The sequence below is a fragment of the Enterobacter cloacae complex sp. 385G4 genome (genome assembly GCF_057320665.1).
Map to the genome: position 1 here is coordinate 47,366 of NZ_JBXWDD010000012.1, position 15,184 is coordinate 62,549.

15 protein-coding genes are annotated in these 15,184 nt (G+C 58.5%); 4 read left to right on the plus strand and 11 right to left on the minus strand.

All coding sequences use genetic code 11. From position 1 onward, the window contains the following. The first annotated feature begins 7 nt into the window (after positions 1 to 7). Positions 8 to 1,177: a beta-barrel domain-containing protein gene (locus tag AC2FAJ_RS21065; protein WP_088204896.1), complete on the plus strand. Its 1,170-nt coding sequence runs from the start codon at positions 8 to 10 to the stop codon at positions 1,175 to 1,177. Positions 1,178 to 1,329: 152 nt separating this feature from the next. Here the strand turns inward: AC2FAJ_RS21065 and AC2FAJ_RS21070 are convergent, their stop codons facing one another. Further along, entirely contained in the window at positions 1,330 to 2,046 is a 717-nt protein-coding gene (locus AC2FAJ_RS21070; protein WP_485454490.1) for an AraC family transcriptional regulator, read from the minus strand. Positions 2,047 to 2,143: 97 nt separating this feature from the next. Here AC2FAJ_RS21070 and AC2FAJ_RS21075 point away from each other — a divergent pair, with 97 nt between their 5' ends. Further along, entirely contained in the window at positions 2,144 to 2,563 is a 420-nt protein-coding gene (locus tag AC2FAJ_RS21075; RefSeq protein ID WP_060572327.1) for a nuclear transport factor 2 family protein, read from the plus strand. A 7-nt stretch (positions 2,564 to 2,570) separates the two neighbouring features. Here AC2FAJ_RS21075 and AC2FAJ_RS21080 read toward each other — a convergent pair whose 3' ends face one another. Both AC2FAJ_RS21080 and AC2FAJ_RS21085 read right to left on the minus strand, forming a co-directional pair. Further along, positions 2,571 to 3,752 (minus strand): aminotransferase-like domain-containing protein, encoded by a 1,182-nt coding sequence (locus AC2FAJ_RS21080; protein WP_028014153.1) that lies wholly within the window; start codon positions 3,750 to 3,752, stop codon positions 2,571 to 2,573. Between the two features lie 20 nt (positions 3,753 to 3,772). Beyond that, the gene (locus AC2FAJ_RS21085) at positions 3,773 to 4,660 is read right to left on the minus strand and encodes a LysR substrate-binding domain-containing protein (protein WP_485454491.1); all 888 of its coding nucleotides are present in this window, start codon (positions 4,658 to 4,660) and stop codon (positions 3,773 to 3,775) included. A 97-nt stretch (positions 4,661 to 4,757) separates the two neighbouring features. Here AC2FAJ_RS21085 and AC2FAJ_RS21090 point away from each other — a divergent pair, with 97 nt between their 5' ends. Next, positions 4,758 to 5,360, plus strand: coding sequence for a short chain dehydrogenase (locus AC2FAJ_RS21090; RefSeq protein WP_028014155.1), 603 nt, complete (start codon positions 4,758 to 4,760; stop codon positions 5,358 to 5,360). Here AC2FAJ_RS21090 and AC2FAJ_RS21095 read toward each other — a convergent pair. From AC2FAJ_RS21095 to AC2FAJ_RS21115, 5 genes are all read right to left on the minus strand, one after another. Further along, a complete protein-coding gene (locus AC2FAJ_RS21095) occupies positions 5,354 to 6,088 on the minus strand; it encodes a class I SAM-dependent methyltransferase (protein WP_059353949.1) in 735 nt (244 codons plus the stop codon). The genes AC2FAJ_RS21090 and AC2FAJ_RS21095 overlap by 7 nt on opposite strands. A 74-nt stretch (positions 6,089 to 6,162) precedes the next feature. Further along, positions 6,163 to 7,161, minus strand: coding sequence for a transketolase family protein (locus tag AC2FAJ_RS21100; protein ID WP_047364369.1), 999 nt, complete (start codon positions 7,159 to 7,161; stop codon positions 6,163 to 6,165). Next, positions 7,161 to 8,006 carry a transketolase gene (locus AC2FAJ_RS21105; protein WP_041908553.1) on the minus strand — a complete coding sequence of 282 codons (846 nt, stop codon included), beginning with the start codon at positions 8,004 to 8,006 and terminating at the stop codon, positions 7,161 to 7,163. The genes AC2FAJ_RS21100 and AC2FAJ_RS21105 overlap by 1 nt, the downstream gene beginning before the upstream one ends. A gap of 12 nt (positions 8,007 to 8,018) precedes the next feature. Continuing rightward, entirely contained in the window at positions 8,019 to 8,768 is a 750-nt protein-coding gene (locus AC2FAJ_RS21110; RefSeq protein WP_003862216.1) for an SDR family NAD(P)-dependent oxidoreductase, read from the minus strand. Positions 8,769 to 8,804: 36 nt separating this feature from the next. Then, positions 8,805 to 10,136: an MFS transporter gene (locus AC2FAJ_RS21115; RefSeq protein WP_041908551.1), complete on the minus strand. Its 1,332-nt coding sequence runs from the start codon at positions 10,134 to 10,136 to the stop codon at positions 8,805 to 8,807. A gap of 215 nt (positions 10,137 to 10,351) precedes the next feature. Here AC2FAJ_RS21115 and AC2FAJ_RS21120 point away from each other — a divergent pair, with 215 nt between their 5' ends. Then, entirely contained in the window at positions 10,352 to 11,272 is a 921-nt protein-coding gene (locus AC2FAJ_RS21120) for a LysR substrate-binding domain-containing protein (RefSeq protein WP_028014161.1), read from the plus strand. 18 nt (positions 11,273 to 11,290) lie between these two features. Here the strand turns inward: AC2FAJ_RS21120 and AC2FAJ_RS21125 are convergent, their stop codons facing one another. From AC2FAJ_RS21125 to AC2FAJ_RS21135, 3 genes are read right to left on the minus strand one after another with little or no spacing between them, the layout of a single operon-like run. Further along, positions 11,291 to 12,670 carry an amidohydrolase family protein gene (locus tag AC2FAJ_RS21125; protein WP_485454492.1) on the minus strand — a complete coding sequence of 460 codons (1,380 nt, stop codon included), beginning with the start codon at positions 12,668 to 12,670 and terminating at the stop codon, positions 11,291 to 11,293. Between the two features lies 1 nt (position 12,671). Further along, the gene (locus AC2FAJ_RS21130; RefSeq protein ID WP_193540608.1) at positions 12,672 to 13,628 is read right to left on the minus strand and encodes a carbamate kinase family protein; all 957 of its coding nucleotides are present in this window, start codon (positions 13,626 to 13,628) and stop codon (positions 12,672 to 12,674) included. Then, on the minus strand, positions 13,625 to 15,175 hold the full coding sequence (locus tag AC2FAJ_RS21135) for a xanthine permease (RefSeq protein ID WP_236278870.1): 1,551 nt from the start codon (positions 15,173 to 15,175) through the stop codon (positions 13,625 to 13,627). The genes AC2FAJ_RS21130 and AC2FAJ_RS21135 overlap by 4 nt, the downstream gene beginning before the upstream one ends. Between the last annotated feature and the right edge of the window lie 9 nt (positions 15,176 to 15,184).

The window sequence follows — 15,184 nt, forward strand, 5'->3', positions numbered from 1 at the left end:
GGCCGCGATGGACGATCTGGATAATGCGCTCGACTCCGAAAGCGGCTATACCGGCGCGCGGCGGATTGTGATCTTCTCGCTGCTGATGTTTGTGGCGCTGGGCGTCTGGGCGTGGTTTGGGATGCTGGATGAAGTCTCAACGGGAACCGGAAAAGTGATCCCCAGCTCGCGCGAGCAGGTGTTGCAGTCGCTGGACGGGGGGATCCTCACCGAGCTGAACGTACACGAAGGCGATCAGGTGCAGGCCGGACAGGTGCTGGCGCGGCTGGATCCTACCCGCTCGGAATCTAACGTCGGCGAAAGCGCGGCGCGCTACCGCGCGTCGCTGGCCTCCAGCGCCCGTCTGTACGCCGAGGTGAACGATCTGCCGCTGAAGTTCCCGCCTTCGCTGGAGAAATGGACCGAACTGACCGCCGCCGAAACGCGGCTCTACAATTCGCGCCGCGCGCAGCTGGAGGACACGCAGCGTGAACTGCGTTCAGCGTTAGATCTCGCAAACAAAGAGCTGGCGATCACCCAGCGGCTGGTAAAAACCGGCGCCGCCAGCCACGTGGAAGTGCTCCGCCTGCAGCGGCAGAAAAGCGATCTGGAGCTGAAGCTCACCGACGTGCGTTCCCAGTATTACGTTCAGGCGCGCGAGGCGCTATCCAAGGCCAACGCCGAGGTGGATATGGTCTCGGCGATCCTCAAAGGCCGCGAGGATTCCGTCACCCGCCTGACGGTAAAATCCCCGGTGCGCGGGATCGTGAAAAATATCAAAGTCACCACCATCGGCGGCGTGATCCCGCCCAACGGCGAACTGATGGAGATTGTGCCGGTGGACGATCATCTGCTGATTGAAACCCGCCTCTCGCCGCGCGATATCGCCTTTATCCACCCGAACCAGGAGGCGCTGGTGAAGATCACCGCCTACGATTACGCCATCTACGGCGGGCTGCACGGGGTGGTGGAGACTATATCCCCGGACACTATCCAGGACGAGGCCAAGCCGGAGGTGTTCTACTACCGCGTGTTTATCCGCACCAGCCAGGATTACCTGGTGAATAAGGCGGGCAGGCATTTCTCGATCGTGCCGGGGATGATTGCCACAGTGGACATTAAGACCGGGGAGAAAACGGTACTGGATTATCTGATCAAGCCGTTTAACCGGGCGAAGGAGGCGCTGAGGGAGCGATAGTCTTCGCCGGGCAGCGGCTACGATCTTCTCCCTCTCCCCAAAGGCTGAGGGTTCCCCACACATTAATGCTAGCACTGAACAATCCCCTCGCCCCTTTGGGGAGAGGGTTAGGGTGAGGGGAACATACGGCTGTGGTGGTCATTCCGTTCACTTTAGCCACCTTTAATCCCCCACTGCCCCGGCGTTTTACCGGTCCATGCTCTGAAAACCTCAATAAATGCGCTGACGCTGCTGTAGCCGCAGGACAGCGCAATCCATCCCACCGGCTTCCCCGCCGCCAGCCACTCCATTGCCTGCATGACGCGCGCCAGCTGCCGCCAGTTGACGAAGTTCATTCCCGTCTGGGCGCTAAATCGACGGTTAAAGGTACGCACGCTCATCCCGGCATGGCTGGCATGGCTCTTGACCGTTTGATTATCATCGACACACTGCAGCAAGTGGCTGACCACGTTCTTCAGACGCGGATCCGTCGGTACGGGCAGATAAAAGCGCACCTGAGGCGTCAGGGCAAGCTCATCCAGCAGCAGGGTGAGCTTTCGCGGATCGTACTCGTTTTCTGCAACGCTTAAGCGGGAAAACAGTGCATGAGTGAGATCGTCGGGCTCGAACAGCGCGGGGGCATCGGGAAGCATTGCACAGCACGGAGGGTCAAGATAGATAGCGCAGCCTTCTATCGCGCTTTCAGAAAAGGCGGCATGCTGCTGGCCCGGCGGGATCCAGCCAATATGGTTTGCCGGTACAACCGAACGCCCCTGTTGGGTCTCAATCACCAGCAGCCCCGTTGCAATACGCCAGAGCTGTCCGGTGGGATGGCTGTGCCACGCGGTGCGGTAACCGCTGGGATGGCGGAGCGTCTCTGTACCGATCATTTTATCCTGGCCGAAAATCGTTATTCATCGACGTATTACAGAAACTGCGCCGCCGACTGTCAAGGATAATGGTGGCTCAACTACACAAGGAGCCAACATGAGCATCATCACAACCCTGATAGCCCAGCCTGACAATACCCTACAGCGCGAAAAAATGGCGTGCCTGTTAAGCCGCTTGTTCAAAGGCGAATTAGATCCCGCAGAGGTGTTCACGCCCGATTACCAGCAGTACACGGATGGTCACGCGCTTGATTATCGGGGTTTTGTGCAGCACCTGAACCACGTCCGCTCGCAGATCCGCGCGATCGCATTCAGGGTAGAAGAGCTGGCCTGTCACGAGAATCTTTTAGCAGACCGGCACTGGGCTACGGTGACATATCCAGATGGTCGCCAGGCGGAATTAGAGGTGTATATGTTTGCCGCGTTGCGGGAGGGGAAAATTTGTCGGATCCATGAAGTTACGCAGGCGATCGGCGGTCATGCATCTGACCGCGCGCTCGCCCACGCCACACAATAAGCCCCGGTTACAGGGAGATCTTCAGGCGTCGAACCGCTTCTTTAAGCTGCTCATCCGTTGGGGTGACGAATGACATGCGCAGCGTTGTCTGGTCCGGTTCGTTGCAGTAGAAGAACTCGCCCGGTACAAACACCACGCCGTTGCTTAAGGTTTTTTCCAGCCATTTCGTCGTATTCATGCCGTTGTTCATTTTTGCCCACAGGAACATCCCGCCCTTCGGCTTGTGGAACGACATCACATCGCCCAGCTCGGCTTCCAGTTCCGTTGCAAACGTCTGGTATTTCTGGCGATAGGCCTCGCGGATCATTTTAATCTGGTTCGCCAGACGCCCGGTTTTCAGGTACTCGTAGGTCATCAGCTGGGACAGCGTGCTGGTGTGCAGATCGGTGGTTTGCTTGAGGTTCACCACCGCGCGCTTCAGCCATTCCGGCACCAGCACCCAGCCCACGCGGGTGCCCGGCGCGAGGATTTTGGAGAAGGTAGAGGTGTACACCACGTTATCTTCATTGCCGATATCTTTCGCATGGGCAATCAGCGGGCGGAATACGTCGTCGGTGTAGTTAATTTCGCTGTATGGATCGTCTTCGATAATCACGAAATCATAGCGCTTTGATAATTCCACCAGCTGTTTACGGCGCGCTTCGGAAAGCGTTACGCCGCCAGGGTTACCAAAGGTTGGAACGATATAAACCGCCTTGATGGTTTTCTTCGCCACCAACGCTTCAAGTTCATCGACCTTCATGCCGTCGCCGTCGGTGCCGACGGATTCAAAATTCGCCTGTGCCAGGCCAAAGACCTGCAGCGCGGCGAGATAGGTAGGACGTTCAACGACAACCGTATCGCCCGGATTAATTAACGCACGCGCCAGCACGTCCAGAGATTGTTGAGAGCCGGAAGTAATGACCACGTCATCGGCCTTACAGGCGATGCCGCGCCCCTCGCAGATGCGTTTAATTTCTTCGCGCAGCCCCGGTACGCCTTCCGTCAGGCCATACTGGAACGCCTCGCCAAAATTCTGTGACAACACGGCATCGGCGGCAATTTTAAGCCCTTCGCGATCGAACAGGTCCGGATTGGGAATACCGCCGCCCAGCGAAATCACGCCCGCCATTTTGCTATGTTTTAATAATTCACGGATGGCAGATGATTGCAGGCCCTGCGCGCTGCTGGCGAGTTTGTTTGCAGACATTCTTTGATTACCTTCTTTTTTTATATTGTGCCCAATCTTAGCAGAATATGAGCAATAAATTCCGTTAGCTTAGGGAGGGGACGCAAATCCTGACGCCACAGTAAATGTACCGGCCTCGGCGCGGGCGTGAACGGCTCCAGCACGCGCACCAGCCTGCCGCTTGCCAGCTCTTCCGCCACCAGCACTTCCGGTTGCAGCAGCAGCCCTGCCCCGGCTCGCGCCGCCATGCGTAAGCCGTAGCCGTCGTTGCATCTTAAGATCGCATCACGCTTCCAGCGCACCTCCCCTTCCGCACCCGGCAGCCGCCACTCGTTGCGCGCGGTCCACACCGTATGCGACAGGCACAGATGATCCACCAGATCGGCGGGCGTCTGCGGCGTGCCGTGTCGCGCCAGATAATCCGGCGCGGCGCAGATCACCATGTTGTAGGGACACAGATATTTCGCCACCAGATCGTCATTGCGGATATCGCCAATGCGAATGGCCAGATCGACCCCCTCTTCCACCAGATCGACCATCCGGTTGGTGAGATCCAGTTCGATACGCACTTCCGGGTGGCGCTGCAAAAATGTGGCCGTCAGAGGGGCGATCGCGCAGCCGCCAAACGACGTGGGGGCGGTGACGCGCAGGGTGCCGGCGGGCGCCGCGCGCAGCCGTTCAACCGCGCTTTCGGCAATCGAGACCTGCTCCAGCACGCGCCTGGCCTCTTCGAAATAAACGCGTCCGGCGTCGGTCAGGCTCTGGCGACGGGTATTGCGCTCCAGCAGCCGCGTGCCGAGCTGAGATTCGAGCAGCGCAATATATTTCCCGACCATCACCGCCGACATCTCCAGCCGCGCCGCCGCGCCGGTGAAGCTGCCGCTCTCTACCACCGCGATAAACGTCTCCATGCCGCGAAGCTTATCCATATTCCAAACCCCTGGTTAGCAATCATCTAACTTTAGCCCAGTTTATCTGACTTTTTATTTATTAAAGAATGAGGGCTCACAACATGAGGAGTCGGATATGAAAATCGTCATTATTGGTGCCAGCGGTACGGTCGGTCGTGCCGTAACCGAAGAGTTAAGCCGTCGTCACGAGGTCATCCGCGTGGGTCGCACGCGGGGCGACTACCAGGTGGATATCACCTCGCAGGCGAGCGTGCAGGCGCTGTTTGAGAAAATCGGCCCGGTGGATGCGATTGTCTCCGCCAGCGGTGGTCTCTACTTTGGCCCGCTCGCGACCATGAAGGACAGCGACTTCAACCAGGGCCTGCAGGACAAGCTGCTCGGGCAGGTGCGTCTGGCGCTGACTGGCCAGCATTATCTGAACGAAGGCGGCTCGATTACGCTGATAAGCGGGATTGTGGCGCACGAGCCGATTGCGCAGGGCGTGAATGCCACCACGGTCAATGCGGCGCTGGAAGGGTTTGTCCGCGCCGCAGCCTGCGAACTGCCGCGCGGGATCCGCATTAACCTGATTAGCCCAACGGTACTGACGGAATCCGCCGAAGCATATGACGGGTTCTTCCCTGGCTTTGAAAGCGTTCCCGCCGCGACCGTGGCCCAGGCCTACCGCCGCAGCGTGGAAGGGGTGCAGAGCGGGCGGGTGTATAAGGTAGGTTACTGAGCCTTACGGGCGGACATCAGCACCAGCATCGGGCGCTCCGCCTCTTCGGACAATGCAGGCCAGGCGTCAATCTGCGCCTGCGTTGGTCCCCACTCATTGACTTCACTTATCGTTAACCCGGCCTTTATCAGCGCGTTAAGCGTGGTGCCCAGCGTTCGGTGGTATTTAATCACTCCATCCGCCAGCCAGTTGCTGACGCGCTGGCTTTCGTCCTGATAATGGTTCACGCCCCAGAACCGCTCGCCACTGTCGTCGGTCAGCCAGCCCTGACGGGTGGCGCAGGTGTAAATTGGGTGCTCCATCGAGAAGACCAGGCTGCCACCCGGTTTTAGCGCGCGCTGAACGTTGGCGAATAGCGTGTCCAGCTCCGGCAGGTAGTGTAGCGCCAGCGAGCTATAGACCAGATCGAGACTGTTTTCGCGAAGCTGAAGAGATTCCAGATCGCTACGCTGATAGTGAATCTGCACGTCATCCGTCAGTTCAGCCGCGCGGGCAAGCATTTTTTCTGAGATATCGACGCCCGTAACGTCGCTAGCGCCCAGCGCGCGCGCCGCGCGGCAGAACCAGCCGTAGCCGCAGCCGAGATCGATAACCGCTTTGCCGGTTAAATCAGGCAGCATTGCCTTGAGCGCAGGCCACTCAGGCGCACCGTCCAGCCCGTGCACCGAACGCGGAAGCTGAGCGTAGCCTTCAAAAAACGCCGGGTTGTCGTAGATGTTTTGTGCCATGACGGACTCCTTTATCGCAACAGAGGCGAGGGTAAAGCACCCCTCGCCCGTTGGCAACGTATCCGTCTGATAAATCACAGCCTGCGCCGGATTTTCTCCACCATGGCTGTGGTTGAGATCCCGTAGCGGTCATGGAGGGTGGGCAACGCGCCCGCATCAAGGAACGCGTCCGGCAGCGCGACGGTATCGAAATCCACGTTCACGCGGTTGCGCATCAACAGCGACGCGACGGCTTCGCACAACCCGCCTACGCTGCTGTGGTTTTCCGCCACGATGACCAGCCGTCCCGGCTTCGCGGCCTGCGCCAGGATCGTCTCTTCGTCCAGCGGCTTAATGGTGGGCGAGTGCAGCACCGCCACGCTGACGTTATCCTTACGCAGCTGCTTCGCCGCCTCCAGCGCACGCATGGTCATCAGGCCTGAGGCGACGATCAGGACATCGCTCCCCTCTTCCAGCAGCGCAGCTTTGCCAATCTTAAACTGGTAGTTGTACTGGTCCAGCACCACCGGCACCTTGCCGCGCAGCAGGCGCATATAGACAGGGCCATCGTGCGCTGCCATCGCCGGCACCGCCTGTTCCGTGTCGATTGCGTCACAGGGATCGATAATCGTCATGCCCGGAATACCGCGCATAATCGCAATATCTTCCGTCGCCTGGTGGCTCGGCCCGTAACCGGTGGTTAGCCCCGGCAGCGCCGCGCAGATCTTCACGTTCAGGTGCTCTTCAGCAATCACCTGATGGATAAAGTCGTAGGCGCGGCGGGTAGCGAAGACGGCATAGGTTGTGGCGAAAGGAATAAAGCCCTCTTTCGCCATGCCGCCCGCGGCCCCCATTAGCAGCTGTTCGGCCATGCCCATCTGGAAGAAGCGTTCCGGGTAGGCCTGGGCAAAAATGTGTAGATCGGTGTACTTCGACAGATCCGCCGTCATGCCGACGATCTCCGGTCGCTGTTCCGCCAGCTTCACCAGCGCGTGACCGAACGGTGCGGCGCGCGTCTCCTGGCCCTCTTCCGCGATGGAGGCAATCATCGCCGACGTGGTTAAACGCGGTTTTTTCTCCGTGGTCTGGCTCATTACAGCACTCCTTCAGGTTTGTTGGCATCCAGCACGGCGAGTGCCTTTTGCCACTCGTCAGCATCCACGCGAATAAAATGGTTCTTGTCACGCTTTTCGAGGAACGGCACGCCCTTGCCCATCAGCGTGTCGCACAAAATGACGCGCGGCTGGTTTTCCGGGTAGCGTTTGGCGTTATCAAACGCCGTCACCAGCGCAGGAACATCGTTGCCGTTCACGCGCTGCACGTACCAGCCGAAGGAGGTCCATTTATCCTCCAGCGGCTCAAAGCCGAGGATCGCGTGCGAGTTGCCATCCGCCTGCTGGCGGTTAATGTCCACCAGCACGATCAGGTTCGACAGGCCGTGATGTGCCGCCGACATCGCCGCTTCCCAGGTTGACCCTTCGTCCAGCTCGCCGTCCGACATGGAGTTAACGACCCATGCCGCGCTCTGCTTGTGCTTCAGCCCCAGCGCCATGCCAACGCCAATGCTTAAGCCCTGCCCCAGCGAACCGCCGGAGATCTCCATACCTGGCGTGTAGGTTGCCATACCGGACATCGGCAGGCGGCTGTCGTCCGCACCATAGGTCTCCAGCTCCTCTTCAGGAACGATCCCGGCTTCAATCAGGGCCGCATAACAGGCAATGGCGTAATGGCCGTGGGAGAGCAGAAAACGGTCGCGCTCTTCCCACTCCGGCTCGCCCGGCTTTAGGTTCATTCCGTGGGTAAACGCGGTGGCCAGCACATCGGCATAGCCCAGCGCCTGCCCGATGTAGCCCTGCCCCTGCACTTCGCCCATGCGCAGCGCGTAGCGGCGAATGCGCCAGGCCGCAGCGGCAACCTGTTGAACTGTGGTATCCATCATCGTCGTATCTCCTTAATGGATCAGCATCCCGCCGTTCACGTCGAGCGTGATACCGGTGGAGTAAGAAGAGAGGTCGCTGCCGAGGAACAGCGCGGCGCGGGCAATATCCTGCGCGTCTCCGAGGCGGTTAAGCGGAATGCCCGCCAGAATGGACGTTTTCATCTCATCGCTCAGCTTGCCTGCGGTGATGTCCGTCTGGATAAGACCCGGCGTGATGCAGTTTACCCGCACATTGTCGGGCCCCAGTTCACGCGCCATGGCTTTTGCCAGTCCCAGCACACCCGCTTTTGCAGCGCTGTAGTGTGGGCCGCCGAAGATGCCGCCGCCGCGCTGGGCCGATACCGATGAAATGCAGACGATGCTGCCCGACTTTTGCGCGCGCATAGTGGGAATAACCGCCTGGGACATTAGCAGCGTGCCGCGCAGGCTGACGTCAAGCACCGCATCGTAATTTTCGCGTTTGATATCCATCAGCTTGATCGGCTGAGTAATGCCGGCGTTATTCACCAGAATATCGATGCGCCCGTATTTCCCCAGCACCTGCTCAATGGCGGCATTAACCTGTAATTCATTGCTGACGTTCGCCGCAAGGCCCAGATGTTCGTCGCCCAGACTCGCGGCGGCAGCCCGGCTGGCTTCAGCGTTTAAATCGATAATCACCACTTTCGCACCCTGTTCGGCATATAATTTCGCCGTAGCGAAACCCAAACCGCGTACGGAAGCCGCGCCGGTAATAACGGCGACTTTATTTTTCAGTAGCATATATTTACTCCATTCGGACAAGAGATATTTAATGATTTATTTCGGTTCTTCCAGCAGCATAATCATAATTAAGCCAATGGCTGCGCAAATACCGAAATAAATAAACACGGAATTAAAACTACCTGTTTTATCCAGCAGATAACCTGCCAGCATCGGGGAAACAAATCCGCCGAGATTACCGCCGCTATTGATGATGGACGCGGCAATGGGATAGGTTTTACTGTCCGCAACAGCCATGCCATAAGCTGTAAAAGCGGGCCAGCCAATATTCAGACAGAGACCGACAAAAAATAGTCCGACGCAAACCGCCACGGTGCTTTGCGGAATATTCAGCATAATGACCATCATTAAAACGGTGCTGATGGCGGTAAACATCATGGTCGGTTTACGTCGGCGGCCGAGCAGTTTGTCGGAGACGTAGCCGCCAAAAATCGCACCGATAAATCCACCGATGCACGGCATGCTGGCGACCAGCCCCATGCTCATAAACGTAAAGCCTTTCTCTTTCACCAGATAGAGCGGGATCCACGTCAACAGTCCGTACAGCACGCTGACCATCATAAAATAGGCCAAGCAGTCGCCGAGAATATTCTTCGAGGTAAACAGCCCTTTCACCGTGCTTACCGGGGCTAACTCCCGCACGCGGATCAGCCGATCGAGGCGTGCAAAGCCCGGTGAAATCACGATGTTTTCACGTCTGGCGTCCGGCGTCTCCTGACCGGCGGTAATGGTCTCCAGCTCCGCTTTAGAGACGAATGCGCTCTCGGACGGCTTCGTGCGTACCAGCAGATACCACAGGACGGCAATGACCAATCCTGGGATCGCAAAGGAGAAGAAGACCCAGCGCCAGCCCCAGGTCATGGCGATCCACACGGCCAGCGGCGGCACGAGGATGGGCGCGAACATGGTGGCGGCGATGTAGACGCCCGTGGCCGTGGCCTTCTCCTTTGGCGGAAACCAGTTATTGATGGTGGAGGCCAGCCCGACCGGGCACGGCCCCTCTGTTAACCCCAGCCCCAGGCGGATACACTTCAGGCCCAGAACCGAGGTTGCGGTGCCCATCAGCCAGGTAAAGGCAGAGAAGCCGAATATCGACAGTGCCACCATGCCGCGAATTCCCTTTTTGGCAATAAAAAAGCCCGCAGGAATTTGGCTCAGGGCGTATCCCAAAAAAAACATGCTGGCGATGGCACCGGCTTCGAAATTATTGATATGAAATTCGTCAATGATAAACGGCAGTACCGCACCAATATTTGTTCGGTCAGCATAGTTAATGGCATAAACAATAAAAATTAATGCCAGCACAACGAAACGGTAATTGGTTTTTTTAGTCTTTATGTAGGGGACAGCTTGTTCTATACGAGACATAACTTACCTCATTATTCGAACACCGTGAGTCGTTTTATTATTGCGTTCAACGTCAATATATCGGCTCCCCCATGAAACGCCATTCAATAAAGCTCATTTATTGCTGAGATAAATTTGATTCGCGATACAGCTCAAAAAAATAACATCGGGATAAAATTGCCCGCTCGCAGTCTCAATGTTATGTTTTTTATCAATTATCGTGTAAGGAGTAGGCCATGTCCGCGCAGGATCGCCAGACGTTATCGCTGCCCTCGCTCAGAAATTTGCAGGCGTTTATCGCCGTTGCTAACGCCCTGAGCATCCATCAGGCGGCGGAACAGCTCAACGTCACGCCTTCGGCGGTAAGCCACCAGATCGCGTCGCTGGAATCGTGGCTGGGCAAGAAATTATTTATCCGCAGCGGCAAAGGGGTTCAACTCACCCCGACGGGAGAAAAATATCTGCGGGAGGTCTCGGCGGCGATGAGCGCCATTGGGCGCGCCACCGATCAGATCGTGAAAGAAAAAGACAATGCTGTGCTTCGCGTGCACTCTTCCCCCACCTTCGGACTGTCATGGCTGTTGCGCCGTCTGGGCAGATTCCGCGCCGAATATCCTGATATCACCATCAATCTCACCTGCTCCTATGAGAACCTGCAGTTCGCCAGAGATAATATCGACATTGATATCCGTCATGGTATTCCGGACTGGGATGCTTACCGGGTGATGACCATTAAAAACGACACGCTGGTAGTATTGGCCTCGCCGGGCTATGCAGAAGAGCATCCCATCAGCACGCCCGCCGATCTGCTGCAACAGTCGCTTATCTCCTCCACCAGCACTCTGGTGAACTGGGAAAAATGGTTCGCCTGGCACAATATCGACAGGCCCTGGCTCAATTTCAGCCTCAGCTTCGACCGTTCCTACATGAGCTTTGAAGCGGCGCGCATGGGGCTGGGGTTTATTCTGGAGAGCAAAATGATGGCTACCGATCACCTGAAGGATGGCTCGCTGGTACAGGTGCTGCCGGATGAGATGGGAATCGCCATTAACGCGCATCATCTGGTGATGCCGCACATGAACGAACGCGCGTGGAAGATCCAGCAGTTCGTCGAGTGGATTGATCGGGAGTTGCGATTGTCGGGGTATCACCTGTAGCGATACCCCATCGTGGCGTCAGGCGACCGTGCCCCAGACGAGATTCCCCTTGTGGAACGTCGCGGTGCGCGGAGAAATGCGCGCCACCGCCTCGGCGGAACAGGAGGCGTCCACCAGCACAAAGCTGGCGTCGTCCTGCGCTTTCGGCCATACGCGTTCACCTTTATCGTTCAGCGGCAGCACGTCGCCGGTGGCGATGCCGAGCGCGCGGGAGAGCGTCTGCTCGTTCGGGCGAATATAGAGCTGGGCGTACAGATTAGCTTTCTCCAGCATGTCCCCCAGACCGTACGGCGACCAGTGGTCGATCACGCTGTCGGTGCCGGTCATAACAAACACGCCCTTCTCCCGCAGCTGCTTCAGCGGCATGTGCAGGGTGCCAATCGGCACGGTGGAGGCGATGGTCACCTGCTGCGCCGCCATGCGGGTGGCAATCTCATCCACCTGCTGCTCGTTGAGCGTCGCCAGCGCGAAGGCGTGGCTTATGGTCAGTTTTCCCTTCAGCTCCGGCGTTTTCTCCACGGTTTCCACCATGTAGTTCACCGCCGCCACGCCCGCCGGGCTGGTTTCATGGAGGTGAATATCCACCCCTTTGTCGTAATCCAGCGCAATCTGGAACATGGTATCGAGCGATTTCTCCATCGCGCCGTCAACGCTGGTTGGGTCCAGCCCGCCTACGTAGTGCGCCCCCGCCTGCATCGCCTCGCGCATCAGCTTTTCAGCGTTGGAGAGCAGCAGGCCGTGCTGCGGGAAGGCAACGATTTCGCAGTCAAAACCTGCGCTGCGGCGCGCCAGAACCGCCTGCAAATTTTCCAGGTTTTTCAGGCCGGAAACCGGCTCAATATTGCAGTGGCTGCGGGCGATAGTGGACCCTTTGGACTGGATCAGGTCGATCAGCTTTTCGGCGCGTTCTTGCGTGTAGGGCTTTAACTCCGGCAGCAGCTTCTGCTCCAGGCGGATCATGTCCTGAATGGTGGTGCCCGCCGGACGGTTCAGGGAGCGCCACGGGCCGCCGTAGAAGGTTTTATCCAGGTGAATGTGCATGTCGCGCATCGCCGGAAGCATCAGCTTTTTACCCGCGTCGTAGTGCGGCAGGGTCGCGTCGGCGTGGCTGCCGTTGTCGCGCAGGGCGACGATTTTACCGTCTTTAATCTCCAGCGTTTTCAGCTCGGTGCGGGTGCCTGTCGCCACGCTGCCCTCGAAATTAAACCCGGCTTCAAGCAGCACGTTGTCCAGATAGTAATGTTTCGCGGTGATCTTCATCGGTTTACCGGTCTCGCAGAGTGGCTTTGCAGAATCGGCAGCATACGCGACGGAGCCGGTTGCGCCAAACAGCGCGCAGGCGGTGACCATTTTGCCGCTCTGGCTGATAAATTCACGGCGGCTTTTGTTTTCACTCATCTCATCTTCCTTCATTCACAATATGGGTACCGGTTTCCCCGCGCAGCGCGGCGGGCAGGCAGTCTGGCGAGGTGATGATCACCCGCCTGCCGCCATGACGTAAAAATGCCAGCGAGGCGACGATTTTGGGCAGCATGCTGCCCGCCGGGAAGTGACCTTCGTCCATGTAGCGCGTCATCTGCGCTACATTGACGGTGTCCAGCGCCTGCTGGTCTGGCTTGCCGAAGTTAACGCAGACTTTCTCCACGCCGGTGGTTATCACCAGCACGTCGGCGCAAATCTCACGGGCCAGCAGCGCGGTGGAGAGATCTTTATCGATAACCGCATCCACGCTCTGATAATCCCCCTGCTCGCTGCGCACCACGGGAATGCCTCCGCCGCCCGCGCCGATGACCACAAAACCTTTCTGCGTTAGCGCCTTAATCGCATCCGCCTCGACGATGCGCAGCGGCTGGGGCGAGGCCACCACGCGGCGATAGCCCCGGCCTGAATCCTCGACAAAATGCCAGTCCGGGTGCGCGAGCTGTAGCTCGTCGCGCTGCGCCTCGCTGAAGAACGCGCCGATCGGTTTTGTCGGGTGCGTAAAGCCGGGATCGTTTTTATCCACCTCCACCTGGGTGACGACCGTGACCGCCTTTTGCTCGCCACGCGCCGCCAGGCGGTTGTTGAGCGCCTGTTGGATCAGGTAGCCGATGCCGCCCTGGGTATCCGCCACGCAGTTTGCCAGCGGGGTCAGCGGCAGCCCTTCCCGCTCATGGGCGATCTCGGCGCGGCGCAGATCCAGCCCCACCTGCGGGCCGTTGCCGTGGGTGAGGACGATGTCATAGTCGGAGGCCAGCATTTCGAGCACCGACTCGGCCACCGCTTTGACCGCCTGCGCCTGATGTTCAATCGACTGGCTGGCGTTGTCTTTGATAATGCTGTTGCCGCCGATGGCGACGACCATTAGCTCTTTCATACGTTTTCCTTCGCAACAGTAACTTCAGCGCTCGCAACTTCGCGGCTGTCGAGGAAATGCTTCACCACAAACATGCCGCCCATCATCAGGTAGGCCGTGACGAACATCAGGGAACTGCCCTCGGCAAAGCCCACCACTGGCGCGTGGATCACGCCAAACAGCGCCAGCAGCGCGCCTCCTGCGGCGGCGGCGGCCCCGCGCAGCGGTTTGTTGATGATGGCGAAGATAGCGATACAGCCCCAGAGCATGCTGGCGAGCGGCGCGCCGTTGCCGAGGTGCATCAGCCCCTCGTAGTAGATCCCTTTGCTGTGCAGCACGTCGGTGCCAATTTTCGCCGCGCTGGTTCCCGCCGCGCTCATCACGCTGTTCATCATGGTCAGCGCCCAGTTAGCGATCCACGGGAACAGGCAGATAAAGATGACGGGCACCTCCACTTTCGGCGTTTCCCGCACCACCTGGTTGGCGGTGACGACGCCGATAAACACCAGAATCGGCACGATAGCGGTCATCGGTATGATGGCAAGCATAAAGGCCCCCAGCCCGAACAGCGGCACGATGAACATGGTCACGCCGGACGCCAGCGTGTAGCCGATGCTCGCCCCCATCGCCTTCCAGCCGGGATGGCCCACGTAGACCGTGACCGGGAACGGGTTGCCCATCAGGCAGCCGAGCATGGAAGCCAGGCCGTTCGCCAGCATCACCTTGCGGGTCGGGTACTCATCCCCCGCCGCGTGGGCGCTTTCGATGTTCTCCAGGTCAAAGATGTAGTTCGCCAGCCCCAGCGGTACGGCGGACGCCAGATACGGCAGCGCGTGCGGCAGGCCCTGCATAAAGCTGTCCACGTGCACTTCCGGCGGATTAAAGCCGAAGGAGGACATAGACGCTTTAATGGCATCCGGGCTTTGCAGTCCGGAAATCCACGCCAGCGCCGTTCCGGCAATCAGCAGCAGCAGGCCGGTCGGGATTTTGGCGAAAATCGGCTTTTTACCGAACCAGTTAATGAAGATCAGCAGCAGAACGATGAACGACACGGTGGGCGCTTCGAACGCCTGCAACATTGGGTTCATCGCCAGCAGCAGCAGGCCAAGACCGGACAGGCACGACAGCAGCACGGTGCGCGGGATCATCTTGCGGATGGTCTCACCCAGGAACGAGCCGCCCGCGAGGATCATCGCTTCCACGAAGCACCACACCAGGCCAATCTGAATCGCGAAATCCGCATCGCCGGTTTGCTGGTAGACGGGCATCAGGACCAGGAAGGTCACGGTAAAAATCGAGGGTGCGCTCGGGCCGGACGGCAGCGCGGTGACGTCCGTACGTCCGGTGGTGCGCGCCATTTGCAGACCAAACCATGTGTAGCATAAGCTCGCTACCAGCACCGCCAGCCCGAAGGCCGGCGCGATGCGTCCATAAACAATCTCCTTCGGGATGCCGACGACAAAAATGAGCAACCCCATCATGGTCAGCAAATTAGTCAGGTTGTTGGTCATCAACCCGAAATAGGCCGCCCAGTCACCTCTTTTCCACTCCAGTTTCATGTTTTTCATGGATGCATA

Coding starts and splice junctions, on each gene's coding strand:
- AC2FAJ_RS21125 (WP_485454492.1), bottom strand. CDS start 12,670: ATGAGTGAAAACAAAAGCCGCCGTGAATTTATCAGCCAGAGCGGCAAA.
- AC2FAJ_RS21095 (WP_059353949.1), bottom strand. CDS start 6,088: ATGGCACAAAACATCTACGACAACCCGGCGTTTTTTGAAGGCTACGCT.
- AC2FAJ_RS21080 (WP_028014153.1), bottom strand. CDS start 3,752: ATGTCTGCAAACAAACTCGCCAGCAGCGCGCAGGGCCTGCAATCATCT.
- AC2FAJ_RS21130 (WP_193540608.1), bottom strand. CDS start 13,628: ATGAAAGAGCTAATGGTCGTCGCCATCGGCGGCAACAGCATTATCAAA.
- AC2FAJ_RS21065 (WP_088204896.1), top strand. CDS start 8: ATGGACGATCTGGATAATGCGCTCGACTCCGAAAGCGGCTATACCGGC.
- AC2FAJ_RS21120 (WP_028014161.1), top strand. CDS start 10,352: ATGTCCGCGCAGGATCGCCAGACGTTATCGCTGCCCTCGCTCAGAAAT.
- AC2FAJ_RS21110 (WP_003862216.1), bottom strand. CDS start 8,768: ATGCTACTGAAAAATAAAGTCGCCGTTATTACCGGCGCGGCTTCCGTA.
- AC2FAJ_RS21100 (WP_047364369.1), bottom strand. CDS start 7,161: ATGAGCCAGACCACGGAGAAAAAACCGCGTTTAACCACGTCGGCGATG.
- AC2FAJ_RS21090 (WP_028014155.1), top strand. CDS start 4,758: ATGAAAATCGTCATTATTGGTGCCAGCGGTACGGTCGGTCGTGCCGTA.
- AC2FAJ_RS21135 (WP_236278870.1), bottom strand. CDS start 15,175: ATGAAAAACATGAAACTGGAGTGGAAAAGAGGTGACTGGGCGGCCTAT.
- AC2FAJ_RS21105 (WP_041908553.1), bottom strand. CDS start 8,006: ATGATGGATACCACAGTTCAACAGGTTGCCGCTGCGGCCTGGCGCATT.
- AC2FAJ_RS21115 (WP_041908551.1), bottom strand. CDS start 10,136: ATGTCTCGTATAGAACAAGCTGTCCCCTACATAAAGACTAAAAAAACC.
- AC2FAJ_RS21075 (WP_060572327.1), top strand. CDS start 2,144: ATGAGCATCATCACAACCCTGATAGCCCAGCCTGACAATACCCTACAG.
- AC2FAJ_RS21085 (WP_485454491.1), bottom strand. CDS start 4,660: ATGGATAAGCTTCGCGGCATGGAGACGTTTATCGCGGTGGTAGAGAGC.
- AC2FAJ_RS21070 (WP_485454490.1), bottom strand. CDS start 2,046: ATGATCGGTACAGAGACGCTCCGCCATCCCAGCGGTTACCGCACCGCG.